We start from the raw sequence: 16,874 nt of genomic DNA, 5'->3' as shown, positions 1-16,874 counted from the left end.
GCATTGCGTCCGGCATCACTCGTGTTTTCGTCCTTCGTGGCGCGCGCCGCCCGCCGTTTCCGGCGCGACGCCACGCGCTATAATCGTGAGTTCGTTTCACGTCCGTTCGATTCTTCCGATTGCCGCGCTCGCAGGCGCTTCTCGCCTCGCGCGCATCGCTCACTGCTTACCGGTCACGCCGTGAATCCACTTCTCGAGAAACTTCAGTCTTATCCATTCGAAAAGCTTCGTCTGCTCTTCAAGGGCATCGAGCCGCGCGCGGGATTCACGCCGATCAGCTTCGGCATCGGCGAGCCGAAGCATCCGACGCCCGCGCTGATCCGCGATGCGGTGATCGATTCGCTCGACGGCCTCGCGAGCTACCCGGCGACGCTCGGCAGCGAGCCGTTGCGCCGTGCGATCGCGGCATGGGTGATGCAGCGTTACGGCCTCGAATCGATCGATCCGGCAACCGAAGTGCTGCCTGTCTCCGGCTCGCGCGAGGCGCTTTTCGCGCTCGCGCAGACCGTGATCGACAGCCGCACGAACAAGGCCGCAGAACCGCCCATCGTACTCTGTCCGAACCCGTTCTATCAAATCTACGAAGGCGCGGCCCTGCTCGCGGGCGCCGAGCCGTACTTCGTCAACAGCGATCCGGCGCGCAACTTCGCGTGCGATTACTCGGCGGTGCCCGAAGAGATCTGGGCGCGCACGCAACTGCTCTACGTCTGCTCGCCGGGCAACCCGACGGGCGCCGTGCTCACGCTCGAAAACTGGCGCGAACTCTTCGCGCTGTCGGACAGGCACGGCTTCGTGATCGCATCGGACGAGTGTTATTCGGAGATCTATTTCGACGAGAGCAATCCGCCGCTCGGCGGCCTCGAAGCCGCGCGGCTGCTCAATCGCAACTTCGACCGTCTCGTGATGCTGTCGAGCCTGTCCAAGCGCTCGAACGTGCCGGGCATGCGTTCGGGCTTCGTCGCGGGCGATGCGTCGATCCTGAAGGACTTCCTGCTCTATCGCACGTATCACGGCGCGGCGCTGTCGACGGTGTTTCAGCGCGCGAGCATCGTCGCGTGGCAGGATGAAACGCACGTGCGCGACAACCGCGCGCAGTATCTGAAAAAATTCCAGACGGTCACGCCGATGCTCGCGGACGTCCTCGACGTGCGTTTGCCCGACGCCGCGTTCTACCTCTGGGCGAACGTTTCGGGCACCGGGCTCACCGATACCCAGTTCGCTGCACGCCTTTACGCCGACTATAATGTGACGGTTCTGCCGGGCTCCTTTCTCGCTCGCACGGCGCACGGCGCGAATCCCGGCGAAGGTTTCGTGCGCATCGCGCTCGTCGCTGAAACCGGGGAATGTGTCGAAGGCGCTCGCCGCATCGTCGAATTCTGCCGCACGCTCAGTTCCTGACAAACGGTTCTGAAACGTAGCCGGCCCAACTACCCATCCTTGATACCAACTATGTCGCAACAACTTCAGAGCATCATCGATACCGCCTGGGAAAACCGCGCCGAGCTGTCGCCCAAGGCCGCGCCCGCCGAAGTCCGCGAAGCCGTCGCGCATGCGATCGAGCAGCTCGACAAAGGCCAGATGCGCGTCGCCGAAAAGCGCGATGGCGACTGGGTCGTGAATCAGTGGCTCAAGAAGGCCGTGCTGCTGTCGTTCCGACTGGAAGACAACGCGCCGATGCCTGCCGGTGGCGGGTCTTACAACTACACGCAGTTCTACGACAAGGTGCCCTCGAAGTTCGCGAACTACACGGCCGAAGACTTCGCGGCGGGCGGTTTCCGCGTCGTGCCGCCGGCCATCGCGCGCCGCGGCTCGTTCATCGCGAAGAACGTCGTGCTGATGCCGTCTTACACCAACATCGGCGCATATGTCGACGAAGGCACGATGGTCGATACGTGGGCGACCGTCGGCTCGTGCGCGCAGATCGGCAAGAACGTGCACCTGTCGGGCGGCGTGGGCATCGGCGGCGTGCTGGAGCCGCTGCAGGCGAACCCGGTCATCATCGAGGACAACTGCTTCATCGGCGCGCGTTCGGAAGTCGTGGAAGGCGTGATCGTCGAAGAGAATTCCGTCATCTCGATGGGCGTGTATCTCGGCCAGTCGACGAAGATCTACGATCGCGAAACCGGCGAAGTCACGTACGGCCGCATTCCGGCGGGCTCGGTCGTCGTCGCGGGCAACCTGCCGTCGAAGGACGGCTCGCACAGCCTGTACTGCGCGGTCATCGTGAAGAAGGTCGACGCCAAGACGCGCGCGAAAGTCGGCCTGAACGAACTGCTGCGAGGCGACTGATTTTGGCACGCGGATCCACCCCGACGACTGTCGTCTACGGCATTCCGAACTGCGACACGGTGAAGAAGGCGCGCGTGTGGCTGGAAGAGCACGGCGTGCCGTTCGAGTTTCACGACTTCAAGAAAGCCGGCGTGAACGAGAAGCTGGTTCAGGACTGGCTGAAGGACGTATCGCTCGATCAGCTCATCAACAAGCGCGGCACGACGTGGCGCGGCCTGTCGGACGTGCACAAGGCCGAAGCCGACACGACCAACGGCGCGATCGCGCTGATGATCCACAAGCCGTCGATCATCAAGCGGCCGGTCGTGGTGGTGAACGGACGCGTGAAGACGCTCGGATTTTCCGCCGAGCAGTACGAAACGCTCTTTGCCTGAGCCGATGCGATGACTGTGAATCCGACGGTCATCGCGAGCTTGCTACGAGTGCCGGCCCGCGCGCCGGCATTTTTTATCGCTGTGGAAAAAGAACCATGTCCGGCACCCTTTCCCTTACCGAAGCGCTGATCGAACGCGCATCCGTCACGCCCGACGACAAGGCTTGCCAGGCGCTCATAATCGAGCGGCTCGCGGCGATCGGCTTCGAATGCGAAACGATCGAATCGGGCGGCGTCACGAACCTGTGGGCCGTCAGGCGCGGCACGGACGCAAGCGGCAAGCTGCTCGCCTTCGCCGGCCATACCGACGTCGTGCCGACCGGCCCGCTCGAACAGTGGAGCTCGCCGCCCTTCACCCCGACGCATCGCGACGGCAAGCTGTACGGTCGCGGCGCGGCGGACATGAAGGCGTCGCTCGCGGCGTTCGTCGTGTCGAGCGAGGAATTCGTCGCGCAGCATCCGGAACATCGCGGCACGCTCGCGTTTCTCATCACGAGCGATGAAGAAGGCCCCGCGACCGACGGCACGATCAAGGTCGTTGAAGCGCTGAAGGCGCGCGGCACGCGGCTCGATTACTGCATCGTCGGCGAGCCGACTTCGAACGCCACGCTCGGCGACATGGTCAAGAACGGCCGGCGCGGCTCGATGACGGGCAAGCTCGTCGTCAAGGGCGTGCAGGGGCATATCGCGTATCCGCATCTCGCGAAGAATCCGGTGCATCTGCTCGCGCCCGCGCTCGCCGAGCTCGTCGCCGAAAAATGGGACGACGGCAACGAATATTTCCCGCCGACAACCTGGCAAGTGTCGAACCTGCATTCGGGCACCGGCGCGACCAACATCATTCCCGGTCATGCCGACCTGATGTTCAACTTCCGCTTCTCGACCGCGAGCACGGTCGAGAGCCTGCAAAGCCGCGTCCACGCGATCCTTGACAAGCACGGCCTCGAATACGACCTGCAGTGGATCGTGAGCGGCCTGCCGTTTCTCACCCCGCGCGGTGCGCTGTCCGACGCGCTCGAAAAAGCCATCGCCGATGAAACCGGCGTGCGCACCGAGCTGTCTACCACGGGCGGCACGTCCGACGGACGCTTCATCGCGCAAATCTGCGATCAGGTCGTCGAATTCGGCCCGCCGAACGGCACGATCCACAAGATCGACGAGCATGTCGAAGTGCGCTTCATCGAACCGTTGAAGAACGTGTACCGCCGCGTGCTCGAAGCACTGATCGCCTAATTCAAATCCGACAATAAAAAGGAGCCTTCGATGGCGCTGCCCTTCACCACCGTGCGCGACCTGCTGCGCTTCGGCGTCTCGCGTTTCACCGAAGCGGGCTTGTCCTTCGGCCACGGCTCGTCCAATGCCTACGACGAAGCCGCGTATCTGATCCTGCATACGCTGCATCTGCCGCTCGACACGCTCGATCCGTTCCTCGACGCGCGCCTGCTCGACCACGAGATCGACGCGGTCATGAAAGTCATCGAGCGCCGCGCGAAGGAACGCATTCCCGCCGCGTACATCACGCAGGAAGCGTGGATGCACGGCCGCCGCTTTTACGTCGATGAACGCGTGATCGTGCCGCGCTCGTTCATCGGCGAGTTGCTGCAGGACGGCTTGCAGCCGTATGTGGCCGATCCGGATCAGGTCACGCGCGTGCTCGAACTGTGCACCGGCTCGGGCTGCCTCGCGATTCTCGCGGCGCAGGCCTTCGAAAACGCCGATGTCGACGCCGTCGACATTTCCGCCGATGCGCTCGCGGTCGCGCGCCGCAACGTCGACGATTACGGTCTGGAAGAGCGCGTGAGCCTCTACGAAGGCGACCTGTACGCGCCGCTTCCCGAGGCGCGCTACGAGGTCATCATCACGAATCCGCCGTACGTCAACGCGGACGCGATGCAGGCGCTGCCGGCAGAGTACCGCCACGAACCCGAGCTCGCGCTCGCGGGCGGCGCGGACGGCATGGACGTGGTACGGCGCATCGTGCGCGACGCGGGCAAGTGGCTGACCGAGGACGGCGTGCTCGTCGTCGAGATCGGCAATGAGCGCCCGAATGTCGAAGCCGCGCTCGGCGGCCTCGATCTCGTCTGGCTCTCGACGAGCGCCGGCGACGACAACGTGTTCCTCATCCAGGCCGCCGACCTTCCGGCCTGAGCGTCCGCTTCTCCGTGAGCGGTCGTTGCGGCGGCGCAAGCGCTGCAACGATCGCTGACACTTCGCGTGGAAGGGTTGGGTAATATGGCAAATCGCCATTAGCCAAGCCCTTAGCTCCTTCCCGCGTCTATGCAAGCATCCGACTGGCTTCACCTCGGCACGCTGGTGATGGCCGCGCATGTGCTCGGCGTGATCGCCGCGATCCATGCCGTCATCAACACACGCACGTCGCAAGGCGCGGTCGCGTGGGCCGTGTCGCTCGTCGCGATGCCCTACTTCACGCTGATCCCGTATCTCTTCCTCGGCCGCAGCAAGTTCGCCGGCTATATCGACGAACGGCGGCTGGAAATCGAGATCCTGCGCAGCCGTTCGAAGCCTGCCGAATGGGATTCCGGCGCCCGCAGCGATGCGCCCGAAGCCGCTCCGCTCGTCGATTCCACCGGCGCGCGCGGCGAAATCGCGCCGGGGCCTGCCGCTTATCTCGGCAATCCGACGATCCGCACGCTGCAGCGCCTGTCCGGCATGCCGTTCTTGCGCGGCAACTCGGCCCGCGTGCTCATCAACGGCGACGCGACGTTCGCCGCGATTCTCGAAGCGATCGCCGGCGCCGAACGCTATGTGGTCGTGCAATTCTTCATCGTGCGCGCCGATGCGCTCGGCGAAATGCTCAAGGACGCGCTCATCAAGAAAGCTCAGGCCGGCGTGCGCGTGTACTTCCTCTATGACAGCATCGGCAGCTTCGACCTGCCGCATCGCTACGTCAATGCGCTGCGGGCGGGCGGCGTCGAGGCGCATCCGTTCGCGGCCACCCGCAAGTTCGTGCACCGTTTCCAGATCAACTTCCGCAATCATCGGAAGATCGTCGTGGTGGACGGCAAATGCGCGTTCGTCGGCGGGCACAACGTGGGCGTCGAATATCTCGGCGGCAATCCGCGGCTTTCGCCGTGGCGCGACACGCATATCGAAGTGCGCGGCCCGGCGGTCGCGAGCATTCAGTTCGTGTTCACCGAAGACTGGTACTGGGCGACGCAACGCCTGCCGGAACTCGGCCCCGCGCCGCATTCCGGCGAGAACATGCACTGCATGGTGCTGTCGAGCGGCCCGGCGGACAAACAGGAAACCTGTTCGCTTTTCTTTGTCGAGGCGATCAACGCGGCGCGCGAGCGCATCTGGATCACATCGCCCTATCTGATTCCCGACGAAGCCGTGTTCTCGGCGCTGCGGCTCGCCGTGATGCGTGGCGTCGACGTACGCATCCTGATTCCGAGCCGGCGCGATCATCGCGTGGTGTTCGCGGCGTCGCGGCTTTATGCGTACGACCTCGTGCAGGCGGGCGTTCGCATCTTCCGCTACAAGCCGGGATTTCTGCATCAGAAGGTCGTGCTCGTCGACGGCATCGCCGCGTCGATCGGCAGCGCGAATCTCGACAATCGCTCGTTTCGCCTGAACTTCGAGATCACGGTGCTGACCGTCGATCGCGCGTTCGCGAGCGAAGTGGAAACCATGCTGCTCGCCGACTTCGCGCATTCGTTCGAGATCGACGCCAATGACTATCGCGGCAAGGCCTTCTGGCGGCGCATGGCGATGCACGTCGCGCGGCTTTTCTCGCCGATTCTCTGAGCGGCGTCAGAGCAGCTTTTCGATGTCGTCGGTGATCGATTCCGGCTTGGTCTGCGGCGCATAGCGCTTGATGACCTTGCCACTGCGATCGACGAGAAACTTCGTGAAATTCCACTTGATCGCTTCGATGCCGAGCAGGCCCGGTTCCTTGTCCTTCAGATACTTGTAGAGCGGATGCGCGTTGGAGCCGTTCACCTCGATCTTCGCGAACATCGGAAACGTGACGCCGTAGTTTTGCTCGCAGAAAGCGCCGATTTGCCCGGCATCGCCCGGTTCCTGCTTGCCGAACTGGTTGCACGGAAAGCCGAGCACCTCGAAACCGCGCGCCGCGTACTGTTGATAAACCTCCTGCAAACCCTTGTACTGCGGTGTGAATCCGCATTCGCTCGCCGTATTCACGATGAGCAGAACCTTGCCGCGGTACTTGTCGAGGCTGACGGTCGCGCCGTCGAGTGTTTCGGCCGAGAAGCCGTAGATGCCTTCGCTGGCTGTGCTCATGGCGTGCTCCGGAAAAATTCGATGAAAGTCACGCGATGCTAACCCGTCGCGCGTTCGCCCGCCATTAGCCGAACGGCCGACCCCTGCCGCGCAATCGGTCCGGTCTAAAATAGCGCTTTCCCTCAAAGCCGCGCCCTTTTCGCCGCCATTCCGACGTGATCCGCTTCAACCAGTTCAGCCTCTCCCGCGGCACCAAGCCGCTTTTCGAAGACACGAGCTTCACGCTCAATCCGGGCGAGAAGGCCGGTCTCGTCGGCGCAAACGGCGCGGGCAAGTCGACGCTCTTTTCCGTGCTGCGCGGCGAATTGCACGCGGACGGCGGCGATTTCTCGATGCCGCCGTCGTGGCGCATCGCGCACGTCGCGCAGGAAACGCCCGCCGTGGATCGCAGCGCACTCGACTACACGCTCGACGGCGACACGCATCTGCGTGCGATCGAGGCGCGCATCGTGGCCGCGTCCGCCGCGCATGACGGCGCGGCCGAAGCGGAAGCCCACGCCGCCTTCGCCGATGCCGACGGCTACACGGCGCCCGCGCGCGCCGAAACGCTGCTGCTCGGTCTCGGCTTCACGCTCGAGCAGACGCGCGAGCCGGTGTCGAGCTTCTCGGGCGGCTGGCGCATGCGCCTGAATCTCGCGCAGGCGCTGATGTGTCCGTCCGATCTGCTGCTGCTCGACGAACCGACCAACCACCTGGACCTCGACGCCATCGTCTGGCTGGAAGACTGGCTCGGGCGCTATGCGGGCACGCTCGTCGTGATCTCGCACGACCGTGAGTTCCTCGATTCGGTCTGCAACGTCACGCTGCATCTGGAAAATCGTCAGGTGAAGCGCTACGGCGGCAACTACAGCCAGTTCGAAGTGCTGCGCGCGCAGCAGATCGCGCTGCAACAAAGCGCGTACGAGAAGCAGCAAAGGACAGTCGCGCATCTGCAGAGTTTCATCGACCGATTCAAGGCCAAGGCGACCAAAGCCAAGCAGGCGCAAAGCCGCGTGAAGGCGCTGGAGAAGATGGAGCTGATCGCGCCCGCGCACGCAACCTCGCCCTTCACGTTCGAATTCCGCGAGCCCGACGCCGCGCCGAATCCGATGATGGTCATGGAGAGCGTGCGTTGCGGCTATCTCAACGACGCGGGCGGCGAGATTCCAATCGTCGAAGGCGTGACGCTGTCGATCCAGAACGGCCAGCGCATCGGCTTGCTCGGCGCGAACGGTCAGGGGAAATCGACGCTCATCAAGACGCTCGCGCAGACGCTCGAACCGCTTTCCGGCGACGTCCGGCAGGGCAAAGGCTTGCAGATCGGCTATTTCGCGCAGCATCAACTGGAAACGCTGCGCCCGGACGATTCCCCGCTCCAGCATCTCGCGCGCCTCGCACCCGACACGCGCGAGCAGGAACTGCGCGACTTTCTCGGCAGCTTCAACTTCTCCGGCGACATGGCGACCGCGAAGATCGCGCCCTTTTCCGGCGGCGAGAAGGCGCGGCTCGCGCTGGCGCTCATCATCTGGCAAAAGCCGAATCTGCTGCTGCTCGACGAGCCGACCAACCACCTCGACCTCGAAACGCGCCACGCGCTGACCATGGCGCTCGCGCAGTTCGAAGGCACGCTCATACTCGTGTCGCACGACCGGCACTTGCTGCGCGCGACGACCGACACGTTCATGCTCGTCGCGAAGCATCGCCTGAGTCCGTTCGACGGCGATCTCGACGACTACCGCGACTGGCTTCTGCAGCACGCCGCCGAAACGCGCGCGGCGGCGAAGGAAGCGAGCGCCGCGGCCTCGGGCGAGGCGTCCGACAGCGCGCTTAATCGCAAGGAACAGCGCCGGCAGGAAGCTCAGGAACGGCAAAAGCTTGCGCATCTGACGAAGCCGCTCAAGTCGCGCATCGCCAAGATCGAGAAAGAGATGGAAAAGCTCAACGCGGAAAAATCGGCACTCGATGCGTTCGTCGCCGATCCGGCGAGCTACGAAGCGCCGATGAAAGCGAAACTCACTGAGACGATCCGACGCCAGGGCGAAGTGAATGCGCGCCTCGAAACGCTCGAAATGGAGTGGCTCGAAGCGCACGAGGAACTGGAGCAGATCGGCTCATAACCGGAGATCGACAACTTGACGACGCCTTCCCTCACCGGCCTGCGCGTGCTGGATCTGACGCGGCTTCTACCCGGCCCCATCGCCACGCTACGGCTCGCGGAACTCGGCGCCGATGTGCTCAAGATCGAGCCGCCGGGCGAAGGCGACTACACGCGCACGATGCTGCAAAGCGAAGCCGATCGGCAAAGCGGCACGCCGAGCGCGTTTTATCGCATCGTCAATCGCGGAAAGCGGCAGCTCACGCTCGATCTCAAAACGGACGAAGGCCGCGCGAAATTGATCGAACTTGCGCGCGATGCAGACGTGCTCGTCGAGAGCTTTCGACCTTCGGTGATGGCGCGGCTGGGCGTCGGCTACGACGTGCTGCGCGAGGCAAATCCGAAGCTCGTCTATTGCGCGATCACCGGTTTCGGCAGCGAGGGACCGTTCGCGCAGAAGGCCGGACACGATCTGAACTACATCGCGTATGCGGGCGTGCTGGATCAGCTCGCGGCGCGCGACGGCACCCCCATCGCGCCGAATTTCCAGTTGGCGGATCTGCTCGGCGGCGCGCTTTCGGCGGTCATGGAAATACTGGCGGCGGCGTGGCACGTCGCGCGCGGCGGCGAAGGACGTTGCCTGAATGTGTCGATGACGCACGCGGCGCACGCGCACAACGTGATGGCGCATATCGCGCTCGCCAATGCCGACGAAGCCACGACGCGCGCGGGCGCTGGCCTGCTGAACGGCGGCGCGCCCTGCTATGACGTGTATCGCACGCGCGATGACCGTTTCGTCGCGGTCGGCGCGCTGGAGCTGAAGTTCTGGCAGACCTTGTGCGAAGCGCTCGGCCGTCCCGATTGGGCGACGCGGCACTGGAGCCTCGGACAGGCGATCGGCGGTGCGGACGCGGCAGACTTGTCCGCGCAGCTTGCCGCGATTTTCCGCGAACGCACGCGCGACGAATGGATGACGTTGCTGGAGCCGCTCGATTGCTGCGTCGCGCCCGTGCTGACGCCTGCCGAAGCGGCGGCACACCCGCTTTTCAGAAGCGCCTAACGCCGCGGCAAGACCTGACGCGGCTGACGTTCGTCGTCGACGAGCACATGCTTGCGGCCCGTCACATGCTCGCGAATGGTCGCGACGACTTGATCCTCGGTGACATCGGCCGCGACGACGCGACGCGAGATCTGGCCTTGCTCGTCGATCCATTCGACGATCCGGCAGCCGCTGCCCCAAGGCTGCTGAAGCGGCGCGGAGACGCGGCATCCGCGCAGGTGGAAAGCGGGCTTCGGCCGGGCTGAATTAGCGTGTTTCAATGCGTGGTCCTCTCGATCCTTCCGGTCACTTCGCGTGTTGAAATGCCCTTGGCGAAGTTGGCCGGGTCCGTAGCCCTGTAAGGATAGGAAAACCGCGCGTCCGTTGGGTTACATTGCGCAACGGGATTTTTACACGCCGTTACGAAGGGTCCGATCGCGAAATCATTCGAGGTCGCGAACGCGGTCGATCGCTTCCTCGATGCGGTCCACGGCGATCACCTTCAGACCGTCGATGGCCTGCTTGGGCGCGTTCGCCTTCGGAATCAGCGCGACGGAAAAGCCTAGCTTCGCCGCTTCCTTCAGGCGATCCTGCCCGCGCGGAGACGGCCGGATTTCACCCGCCAAGCCCACCTCACCGAACGTAATGAGACCCTTCGGCAGCGGCTTGTTGCGCATCGACGAGTGGATCGCGAGCAGCACGGCGAGATCGGCGGCGGGCTCGGTGATCTTCACGCCGCCGACCGCGTTCAGGAACACGTCCTGATCGAAACACGCAATTCCCGCGTGCCGATGCAGCACCGCCAGCAACAGCGCCAGCCGGTTTTGTTCCAGCCCGACCGCGAGCCGGCGCGGATTGGGCACGTGCGCGGTATCGACGAGCGCCTGCACTTCGACGAGCAGCGGCCGCGAACCTTCCTGCGTCACGAGCACGCACGAACCCGCGACGCTCTGCTCGTGCTGCGACAAAAATAGCGCCGACGGATTGGCGACGCCGCGCAAGCCCTTTTCCGTCATGGCGAAGACGCCGAGCTCGTTGACGGCGCCGAAGCGATTCTTGAACGCGCGCACGAGCCTGAACGACGAGTGCGTGTCGCCTTCGAAATACAGCACGGTATCGACGATGTGCTCCAGCACGCGCGGTCCCGCGAGGCTGCCCTCTTTTGTCACGTGGCCGACCATGATGATCGACGTGCCCGTCTGCTTCGCGATGCGCGTGAGTTGCGCCGCGCACTCGCGCACTTGCGCGACGGAGCCGGGCGCGGACGTCAGCGCTTCCGAGTAGATCGTCTGAATCGAGTCGATGACGGCGACTTCAGGCCGTTGCTCATCGATGGTCGCCTGGATCTTTTCGAGCTGAATTTCCGCGAGCAGCGCGAGATCGCCCGCGGCGCTCGCGCCGCCGATCAGTCCGAGCCGCTGCGCGCGCAGCGCGATCTGCGCGCCGGATTCCTCACCGCTCACGTAGAGCGCCGGCCGCTCGCGCGCGATTTCGGCGAGCGATTGCAGTAGCAATGTCGATTTGCCGATGCCCGGATCGCCGCCGATCAGCACGACGCCGCCCGGCACGAGCCCGCCGCCCAGCACGCGATCGAATTCGCCGACGCCCGTCGTGAAGCGCGGCACGTCCGACGCCTCGATTTCCGCGAGCTTGCGCACCGGCGAACTCTTCGCGAGCGCCTGGAAGCGATGGTTCGACGCCGTCTGCGCCACCGATTCGGTCAGCGTGTTCCACGCGTTGCATGCGGCGCACTGGCCGGTCCACTTCGGCGATTCCCCGCCGCATTCGCTGCACACATACAGCGTTTTTGCCTTCGCTACTTTTGCCACTCGAAGCCTTGCCTGATTTCTTGTTGTTGATTTCGTGTTGTTATTCCGCGCGCACCGGCACGCGTTGCGCGATCGCGCACATGAGTTCGTAGCCGATCGTGCCGGCCGAGCTCGCGACATCGTCGATCGGCAGATTCGCGCCCCACAGTTCCACGCGCGAACCGATGCCGGCGTTCGGGCACGGCGTCAGATCGACGGTCAGCATGTCCATCGACACGCGGCCGACGAGCCGCGTTCTCACGCCGTCGACGATCACGGGCGTGCCTTCGGGCGCCACGCGCGGATAGCCGTCCGCGTAGCCGCACGCGACCACGCCGATGCGCATCGGCGTTCCCGCTGTATACGTCGAGCCATAACCGATGCTGCTCCCCGCGTCGACCGTCTGCACGGCGATCAGCTCGGACTGGAGCGTCATCGCGGGCTTGAGGCCGGTATCGGCGATATCCGCGGTCACGCCCGACGGCGATGCGCCGTACAGCATGATGCCGGGCCGCACCCAGTCGAAGTGCGCGCCCGGGTGCCACAAGAGCGCCGCCGAGTTTGCGAGACTGCGCGCGCCCGCGATGCCTTCCGCGCCGCGTTCGAACGCTTCCAGTTGATGCGCGATGCCGCGCGGGCCATCGGCATCGGAAAAATGGGTCATGAGCGTGATCTGGCCGACGCCCTGCACGGCGCGCGCGCGCTCCCACGCGGCGCGGAACTTCTCGGGCGTATAGCCGAGCCGGTTCATGCCGCTGTTCATCTTCAACTGAATGTTGACCGGTTTCGACAGCCGCGCCATTTCCAGCATCCGCAACTGCTCGTCGCAGTGCACGGCCGTGGTGAGGCTATAGCGGTCGATCACGTCGATGTCGGTCGGCCGGAAAAAGCCCTCGAGCAAAAGAATTGGCCCGGCCCACCCCAATTCACGCAACTTCGCGGCTTCTTCGAGGTCGAGAAGGCCAAAGCCGTCCGTTGCGCGCAAACCGGGGAACGCCCGGGCGAGACCGTGGCCATATGCATTGGCCTTGACGACGGCCCAGATCTTGGATTTCGGGGCGTACTTGCGTGCAACGGCCAGGTTGTTGGCGAGCGCGGCGGTGTGAATTGTTGCTGAAAGGGGGCGCGGCATGAGCGTTTGGTGGAATTGCAACGAGTGCGGTCTAAAAGGCCAGCATACGCGAGCGGGACGCGTCCTGCTGCGCCGACCGGGACGCCTTGCGAATCAGTATGTTATGAGGAATCACGAACACAGGCGCGTCATTTCTGGCGCGATCGAGATTACTGCTAGTCAGAATGCGCCTATTTTCGTGTTATAAAGCCGTGCACACAACCCATTTCGAAAGGCATAAGCCCGAGTGCACGACCGGTGCCCGGGGCGGATCACCCGCAGTGAGGAAAGCTTCGGATCAGATGAAAAAAGGTTTTTACACCATCATGGCCGCGCAGTTTTTCTCATCGCTGGCCGATAACGCTCTACTGATCGCTGCCATTGCACTGCTGAAAGACCTTCACGCCCCGAACTGGATGACGCCGCTGCTCAAGCTGTTCTTCGTCCTGTCGTATGTGATTCTCGCGGCTTTCGTCGGCGCTTTCGCGGATTCCCGGCCCAAGGGCCACGTCATGTTCGTGACCAATTCGATCAAGGTCGTGGGCTGCGTGACGATGCTCTTCGGCGCGCATCCGTTGCTCGCGTATGGCATCGTCGGGTTCGGCGCGGCGGCCTATTCGCCCGCGAAATACGGCATTCTGACCGAGCTCCTGCCAGCCGATCGGCTCGTCGCCGCGAACGGCTGGATCGAAGGCACGACGGTCGGCTCGATCATCCTCGGCACGGTCATGGGCGGCGCGCTCATCAGTCCGCATATCGCCAGTCATCTGCTGTCGCTGCACATTCCGCGCATCAACACGCCCGCCGAAGCCGCAATGCTCGTCATCATGCTGATGTACGTGATCGCCGCGATCTTCAATCTGCGCATTCCCGACACCGGCGCGCGCTATCCGAAGCAGGAGACGCGGCCGCTCAAGCTCATCACCGATTTCGCCGACTGCTTTCTCGTGCTCTGGCGCGACAAGCTCGGCCAGATCTCGCTCGCCGTCACGACGCTCTTCTGGGGCGCAGGCGCGACGCTGCAGTTCATCGTGCTGAAATGGGCCGAAGTGTCGCTCGGCATGACGCTCTCGCAGGCAGCGATCCTGCAGGCGGTGATCGCGGTCGGCGTCGCGGCGGGCGCGGTGCTCGCGGCCGCGCGCGTGCCGCTCAAGCGCTCGCTCAGCGTGCTGCCGGTAGGCATCGTCATGGGACTCGCCGTCATGCTGATGGCCTTCTACACGCGCCATCTCTTTCCCGCGCACTGGGGCATCTACTTCGGCAAGATGCACTTCCCCGGCTACCTGCTGATCGCATATGTGTTCCTGATGATCGTCGGCGGACTGTCGGGCTTCTTCGTCGTGCCGATGAACGCGCTGCTCCAGCATCGCGGGCACGTTCTGCTTTCCGCCGGGCATTCCATCGCCGTGCAGAATTTCAACGAGAACCTGTCGGTGCTCGTCATGCTGTGCCTCTACGCCGTGCTCGTGTGGCTCGACGTGCCGATCCAGTTCGTCATCGTGCTGTTCGGCTCGTTCGTGTGTCTCATGATGTACTTCGTGATGCGACGGCATCAGGCCAATCAGCGCGCGTTCGATTCGGTCGCGCTGATCGGCGAAGCGCGGCACTGACCCTCTTCGCATCATGCTTGCCGCCGATCTCTTTTCCTTCGTCACCCGCGTGCGCGAACGCGCGCCGCTCGTGCATTGCCTCACGAATCTCGTCGTCACCAACTTCACCGCGAACGTGCTGCTCGCGATCGGCGCCGCGCCCGCGATGGTCGTCGCGCGCGAGGAAGTCGGCGAATTCGCGGCCGTCGCCAATGCGCTGTCGGTCAATCTCGGCACGCTCGACGTGCCGCAGAGCCGCGCGATCCGCGCCGCCGTCGAGGCCGCCAACAGCGCGGGCACGCCGTGGGTGCTCGATCCGGTCGCGGTCGGGCCGCTCGCGTTTCGCACGGAATTTGCGTTCGATCTGCTCGATGCGAAGCCTGCGGTGATCCGCGGCAACGCGTCGGAGATCATCAGCTTGTCGGGGGGCGCATCAAGCGGACGCGGCGTCGACAGCACCGCCGCCACCGATGCCGCGCTCGACGCCGCGCAGGTGCTCGCGCTGAAGACGCAGGCCGTCGTCGCGGTCACGGGCGAGACCGATTACGTGACCGATGGCCGCCGCGTCATCGCGATGTCGAACGGCTCGCCCTTGATGACGCGCGTGACGGGCGTCGGCTGCGCGTTGTCCGCGACGGTGGCCGCGTTCGTCGGCGCGGCGCCGGATCGCGACGCGTTCTGGTCCGCGACCGTCGCCGCCATCGCCTATTCGACCATCGCGGGGGAACTCGCCGCGCGCGACGCCGCGCTGCCCGGCAGCTTCGCCGTCGCGTATCTGGACCGGCTCGCATCGCTCGATGAAGCCGCGTTCGGCAAGACGCTCGTGCAGCGCGACATCGTTGCCGGCTGACATGCGCGCTTCGTTCGATCTCTCGCTTTATCTCGTGCTCGATCCCGTGCAGTGCGGCGGTCATGACGCGGCGGTTCGTGTCGCGCGCGCCGCGCTCGAAGGCGGCGCGACCATCGTGCAACTGCGCGCGCCCGAGTGGCACAAGCGCGCGTGGTTCGAACTCGCGCGCGATCTGCTGCCGATCACGCGCGCGCACGGCGTGCCGTTCGTCGTCAACGATCATGTCGATGTCGCGCTGGCTGTCGGCGCGGATGGCGTGCATATCGGCCAGCGCGATCTGCCCGCCGATGTCGCGCGCCGACTGCTCGGGCCGGACGCGCTGATCGGCCTGTCGGTATCGAATCTCGATGAAACCGCCGACGCGGCGAAACGCGCGGACGTCGTCGATTATCTCGGCGCGGGTCCGGTGTACGCGACGCCGACCAAGACCGACGCCTCCACGCCCTGCGGCATCGAGGGTCTCGCTGAAATCTGCGCGGCCGCGCATGTGCCGACCGTCGCGATCGGCGGCATTCAGGCGCATAACGCCGCAGACGTCATGCGCGCGAAGCCGGCCGGTCTCGCGGTGGTGTCGGCGATCTGCAAGGCGGCCGATCCGCGCACGGCGGCCTCGGCGCTTGCCGCGACCATCGCACAGTCACGCATCTAAGCTCATGGCAATCACGAAAACCATTCCGAACGTCCTCACGATCGCCGGCTCCGACTCGGGCGGCGGCGCGGGCATTCAGGCTGATCTGAAGGCGTTCTCCGCGCTCGGCGCGTACGGCGCGAGCGTCATCACGGCGCTCACCGCGCAAAACACGCGCGGCGTGACAGCCGTTCACGCGCCGGAGCCCGCGTTCATCGCGGCGCAGCTCGACGCCGTGTTCGACGACATCCGCATCGATGCCGTGAAGATCGGCATGCTGGCGAACGCGGGCATCGTGCGCGCGGTCGCCGAGGCGCTCAAGCGCCATCGGCCGAAACATGTTGTGCTCGACACCGTGATGATCTCGAAGAGCAATCACGCGCTGCTCGCGCCGGAAGCCGTTGCCGCGTTGCGCGACGAATTGCTGCCGCTCGCGACGCTCGTCACGCCGAATCTGCCGGAAGCGGCGGCGCTGTTAGGCGACGAAAGCGCCGCCGACGAAGACGCGATGGTCCGTCAGGGCGAAGCCTTGCGCGCGCTCGGCGCGCGGGCCGTGCTGATGAAAGGCGGCCACCTTGCATCGAACGACAGTCCCGACTGGCTGATCGAGGCGGCGGGCGCACTGAGGCTCGGCGGCGCGCGCGTGCCGCTCAAGAACACGCACGGCACGGGCTGCACGCTGTCGTCGGCGATCGCGGCGCTGATTGCGCAAACCGAGGATCTTGCGAGCGCGACCGCCGAGGCGAAGCGCTATCTGACCGGCGCGATCGAAGCGAGCGTGCGGCTCGACGTCGGTCATGGCGTCGGTCCGGTGCATCATTTTTTCCGCTGGTGGTGATCAGCCGGT

General features: G+C 64.8%; 16 protein-coding genes. 12 read left to right on the top strand and 4 right to left on the bottom strand.

The features are described 5' to 3' along the window. Window positions 1-180 precede the first annotated feature (180 nt). From dapC to cls, 6 genes are all read left to right on the top strand, one after another. Window positions 181-1,398: a succinyldiaminopimelate transaminase gene (gene dapC, locus NCS67_RS05210; protein ID WP_250434570.1), complete on the top strand. Its 1,218-nt coding sequence runs from the start codon at window positions 181-183 to the stop codon at window positions 1,396-1,398. Between the two features lie 51 nt (window positions 1,399-1,449). Then, window positions 1,450-2,289 (top strand): 2,3,4,5-tetrahydropyridine-2,6-dicarboxylate N-succinyltransferase, encoded by an 840-nt coding sequence (dapD, locus tag NCS67_RS05205; RefSeq protein WP_175979978.1) that lies wholly within the window; start codon window positions 1,450-1,452, stop codon window positions 2,287-2,289. A gap of 2 nt (window positions 2,290-2,291) precedes the next feature. Further along, window positions 2,292-2,663, top strand: coding sequence for an ArsC family reductase (locus tag NCS67_RS05200; RefSeq protein WP_008350107.1), 372 nt, complete (start codon window positions 2,292-2,294; stop codon window positions 2,661-2,663). A gap of 95 nt (window positions 2,664-2,758) precedes the next feature. After that, window positions 2,759-3,895, top strand: a complete 1,137-nt coding sequence (dapE, locus tag NCS67_RS05195; protein ID WP_250434567.1) for a succinyl-diaminopimelate desuccinylase — start codon at window positions 2,759-2,761, stop codon at window positions 3,893-3,895. Window positions 3,896-3,925: 30 nt separating this feature from the next. Then, window positions 3,926-4,810 carry a 50S ribosomal protein L3 N(5)-glutamine methyltransferase gene (prmB, locus tag NCS67_RS05190; RefSeq protein ID WP_008350110.1) on the top strand — a complete coding sequence of 295 codons (885 nt, stop codon included), beginning with the start codon at window positions 3,926-3,928 and terminating at the stop codon, window positions 4,808-4,810. Window positions 4,811-4,939: 129 nt separating this feature from the next. Beyond that, window positions 4,940-6,430: a cardiolipin synthase gene (gene cls / locus NCS67_RS05185; protein ID WP_033537247.1), complete on the top strand. Its 1,491-nt coding sequence runs from the start codon at window positions 4,940-4,942 to the stop codon at window positions 6,428-6,430. A 6-nt stretch (window positions 6,431-6,436) separates the two neighbouring features. On the opposite strand, the gene NCS67_RS05180 is transcribed toward cls, so the two are convergent. Continuing rightward, complete coding sequence (locus tag NCS67_RS05180) at window positions 6,437-6,928, bottom strand: glutathione peroxidase (RefSeq protein WP_250434565.1); 492 nt, start codon at window positions 6,926-6,928, stop codon at window positions 6,437-6,439. A gap of 155 nt (window positions 6,929-7,083) precedes the next feature. Here NCS67_RS05180 and NCS67_RS05175 point away from each other — a divergent pair, with 155 nt between their 5' ends. Both NCS67_RS05175 and NCS67_RS05170 read left to right on the top strand, forming a co-directional pair. Then, window positions 7,084-9,024 (top strand): ATP-binding cassette domain-containing protein, encoded by a 1,941-nt coding sequence (locus NCS67_RS05175; protein WP_250434562.1) that lies wholly within the window; start codon window positions 7,084-7,086, stop codon window positions 9,022-9,024. 15 nt (window positions 9,025-9,039) lie between these two features. Beyond that, window positions 9,040-10,062 carry a CaiB/BaiF CoA transferase family protein gene (locus NCS67_RS05170; RefSeq protein ID WP_034471999.1) on the top strand — a complete coding sequence of 341 codons (1,023 nt, stop codon included), beginning with the start codon at window positions 9,040-9,042 and terminating at the stop codon, window positions 10,060-10,062. Here the strand turns inward: NCS67_RS05170 and NCS67_RS05165 are convergent. The 3 genes from NCS67_RS05165 to alr form a co-directional block, all read right to left on the bottom strand. Further along, window positions 10,059-10,322: a DUF2866 domain-containing protein gene (locus tag NCS67_RS05165; RefSeq protein ID WP_008350121.1), complete on the bottom strand. Its 264-nt coding sequence runs from the start codon at window positions 10,320-10,322 to the stop codon at window positions 10,059-10,061. The two genes, NCS67_RS05170 and NCS67_RS05165, sit on opposite strands and share 4 nt — an antisense overlap. A 162-nt stretch (window positions 10,323-10,484) precedes the next feature. After that, window positions 10,485-11,870: a DNA repair protein RadA gene (radA, locus tag NCS67_RS05160; RefSeq protein ID WP_175979974.1), complete on the bottom strand. Its 1,386-nt coding sequence runs from the start codon at window positions 11,868-11,870 to the stop codon at window positions 10,485-10,487. A 40-nt stretch (window positions 11,871-11,910) separates the two neighbouring features. Next, window positions 11,911-12,981, bottom strand: a complete 1,071-nt coding sequence (alr, locus tag NCS67_RS05155) for an alanine racemase (protein ID WP_250434561.1) — start codon at window positions 12,979-12,981, stop codon at window positions 11,911-11,913. A gap of 281 nt (window positions 12,982-13,262) precedes the next feature. On the opposite strand from alr, the gene lplT reads away from it, so the two are divergent. Genes lplT through thiD form a run of 4 tightly spaced genes read left to right on the top strand, consistent with a single transcriptional unit; the run spans window position 13,263 to window position 16,865 of the window. After that, complete coding sequence (lplT, locus tag NCS67_RS05150; protein ID WP_008350127.1) at window positions 13,263-14,570, top strand: lysophospholipid transporter LplT; 1,308 nt, start codon at window positions 13,263-13,265, stop codon at window positions 14,568-14,570. 13 nt (window positions 14,571-14,583) lie between these two features. Then, window positions 14,584-15,399, top strand: a complete 816-nt coding sequence (gene thiM, locus NCS67_RS05145) for a hydroxyethylthiazole kinase (RefSeq protein WP_250434559.1) — start codon at window positions 14,584-14,586, stop codon at window positions 15,397-15,399. Window position 15,400: 1 nt separating this feature from the next. Beyond that, window positions 15,401-16,048, top strand: a complete 648-nt coding sequence (gene thiE, locus NCS67_RS05140) for a thiamine phosphate synthase (protein WP_008350131.1) — start codon at window positions 15,401-15,403, stop codon at window positions 16,046-16,048. Window positions 16,049-16,058: 10 nt separating this feature from the next. Next, window positions 16,059-16,865 carry a bifunctional hydroxymethylpyrimidine kinase/phosphomethylpyrimidine kinase gene (thiD, locus tag NCS67_RS05135; protein WP_350029127.1) on the top strand — a complete coding sequence of 269 codons (807 nt, stop codon included), beginning with the start codon at window positions 16,059-16,061 and terminating at the stop codon, window positions 16,863-16,865. Window positions 16,866-16,874: the final 9 nt, after the last annotated feature.

The organism is Caballeronia sp. ATUFL_F2_KS9A (genome assembly GCF_023630765.1).
GTDB classification, from domain to species: domain Bacteria; phylum Pseudomonadota; class Gammaproteobacteria; order Burkholderiales; family Burkholderiaceae; genus Caballeronia; species Caballeronia zhejiangensis.
This window is presented reverse-complemented; position numbering and strand designations above follow the sequence as displayed.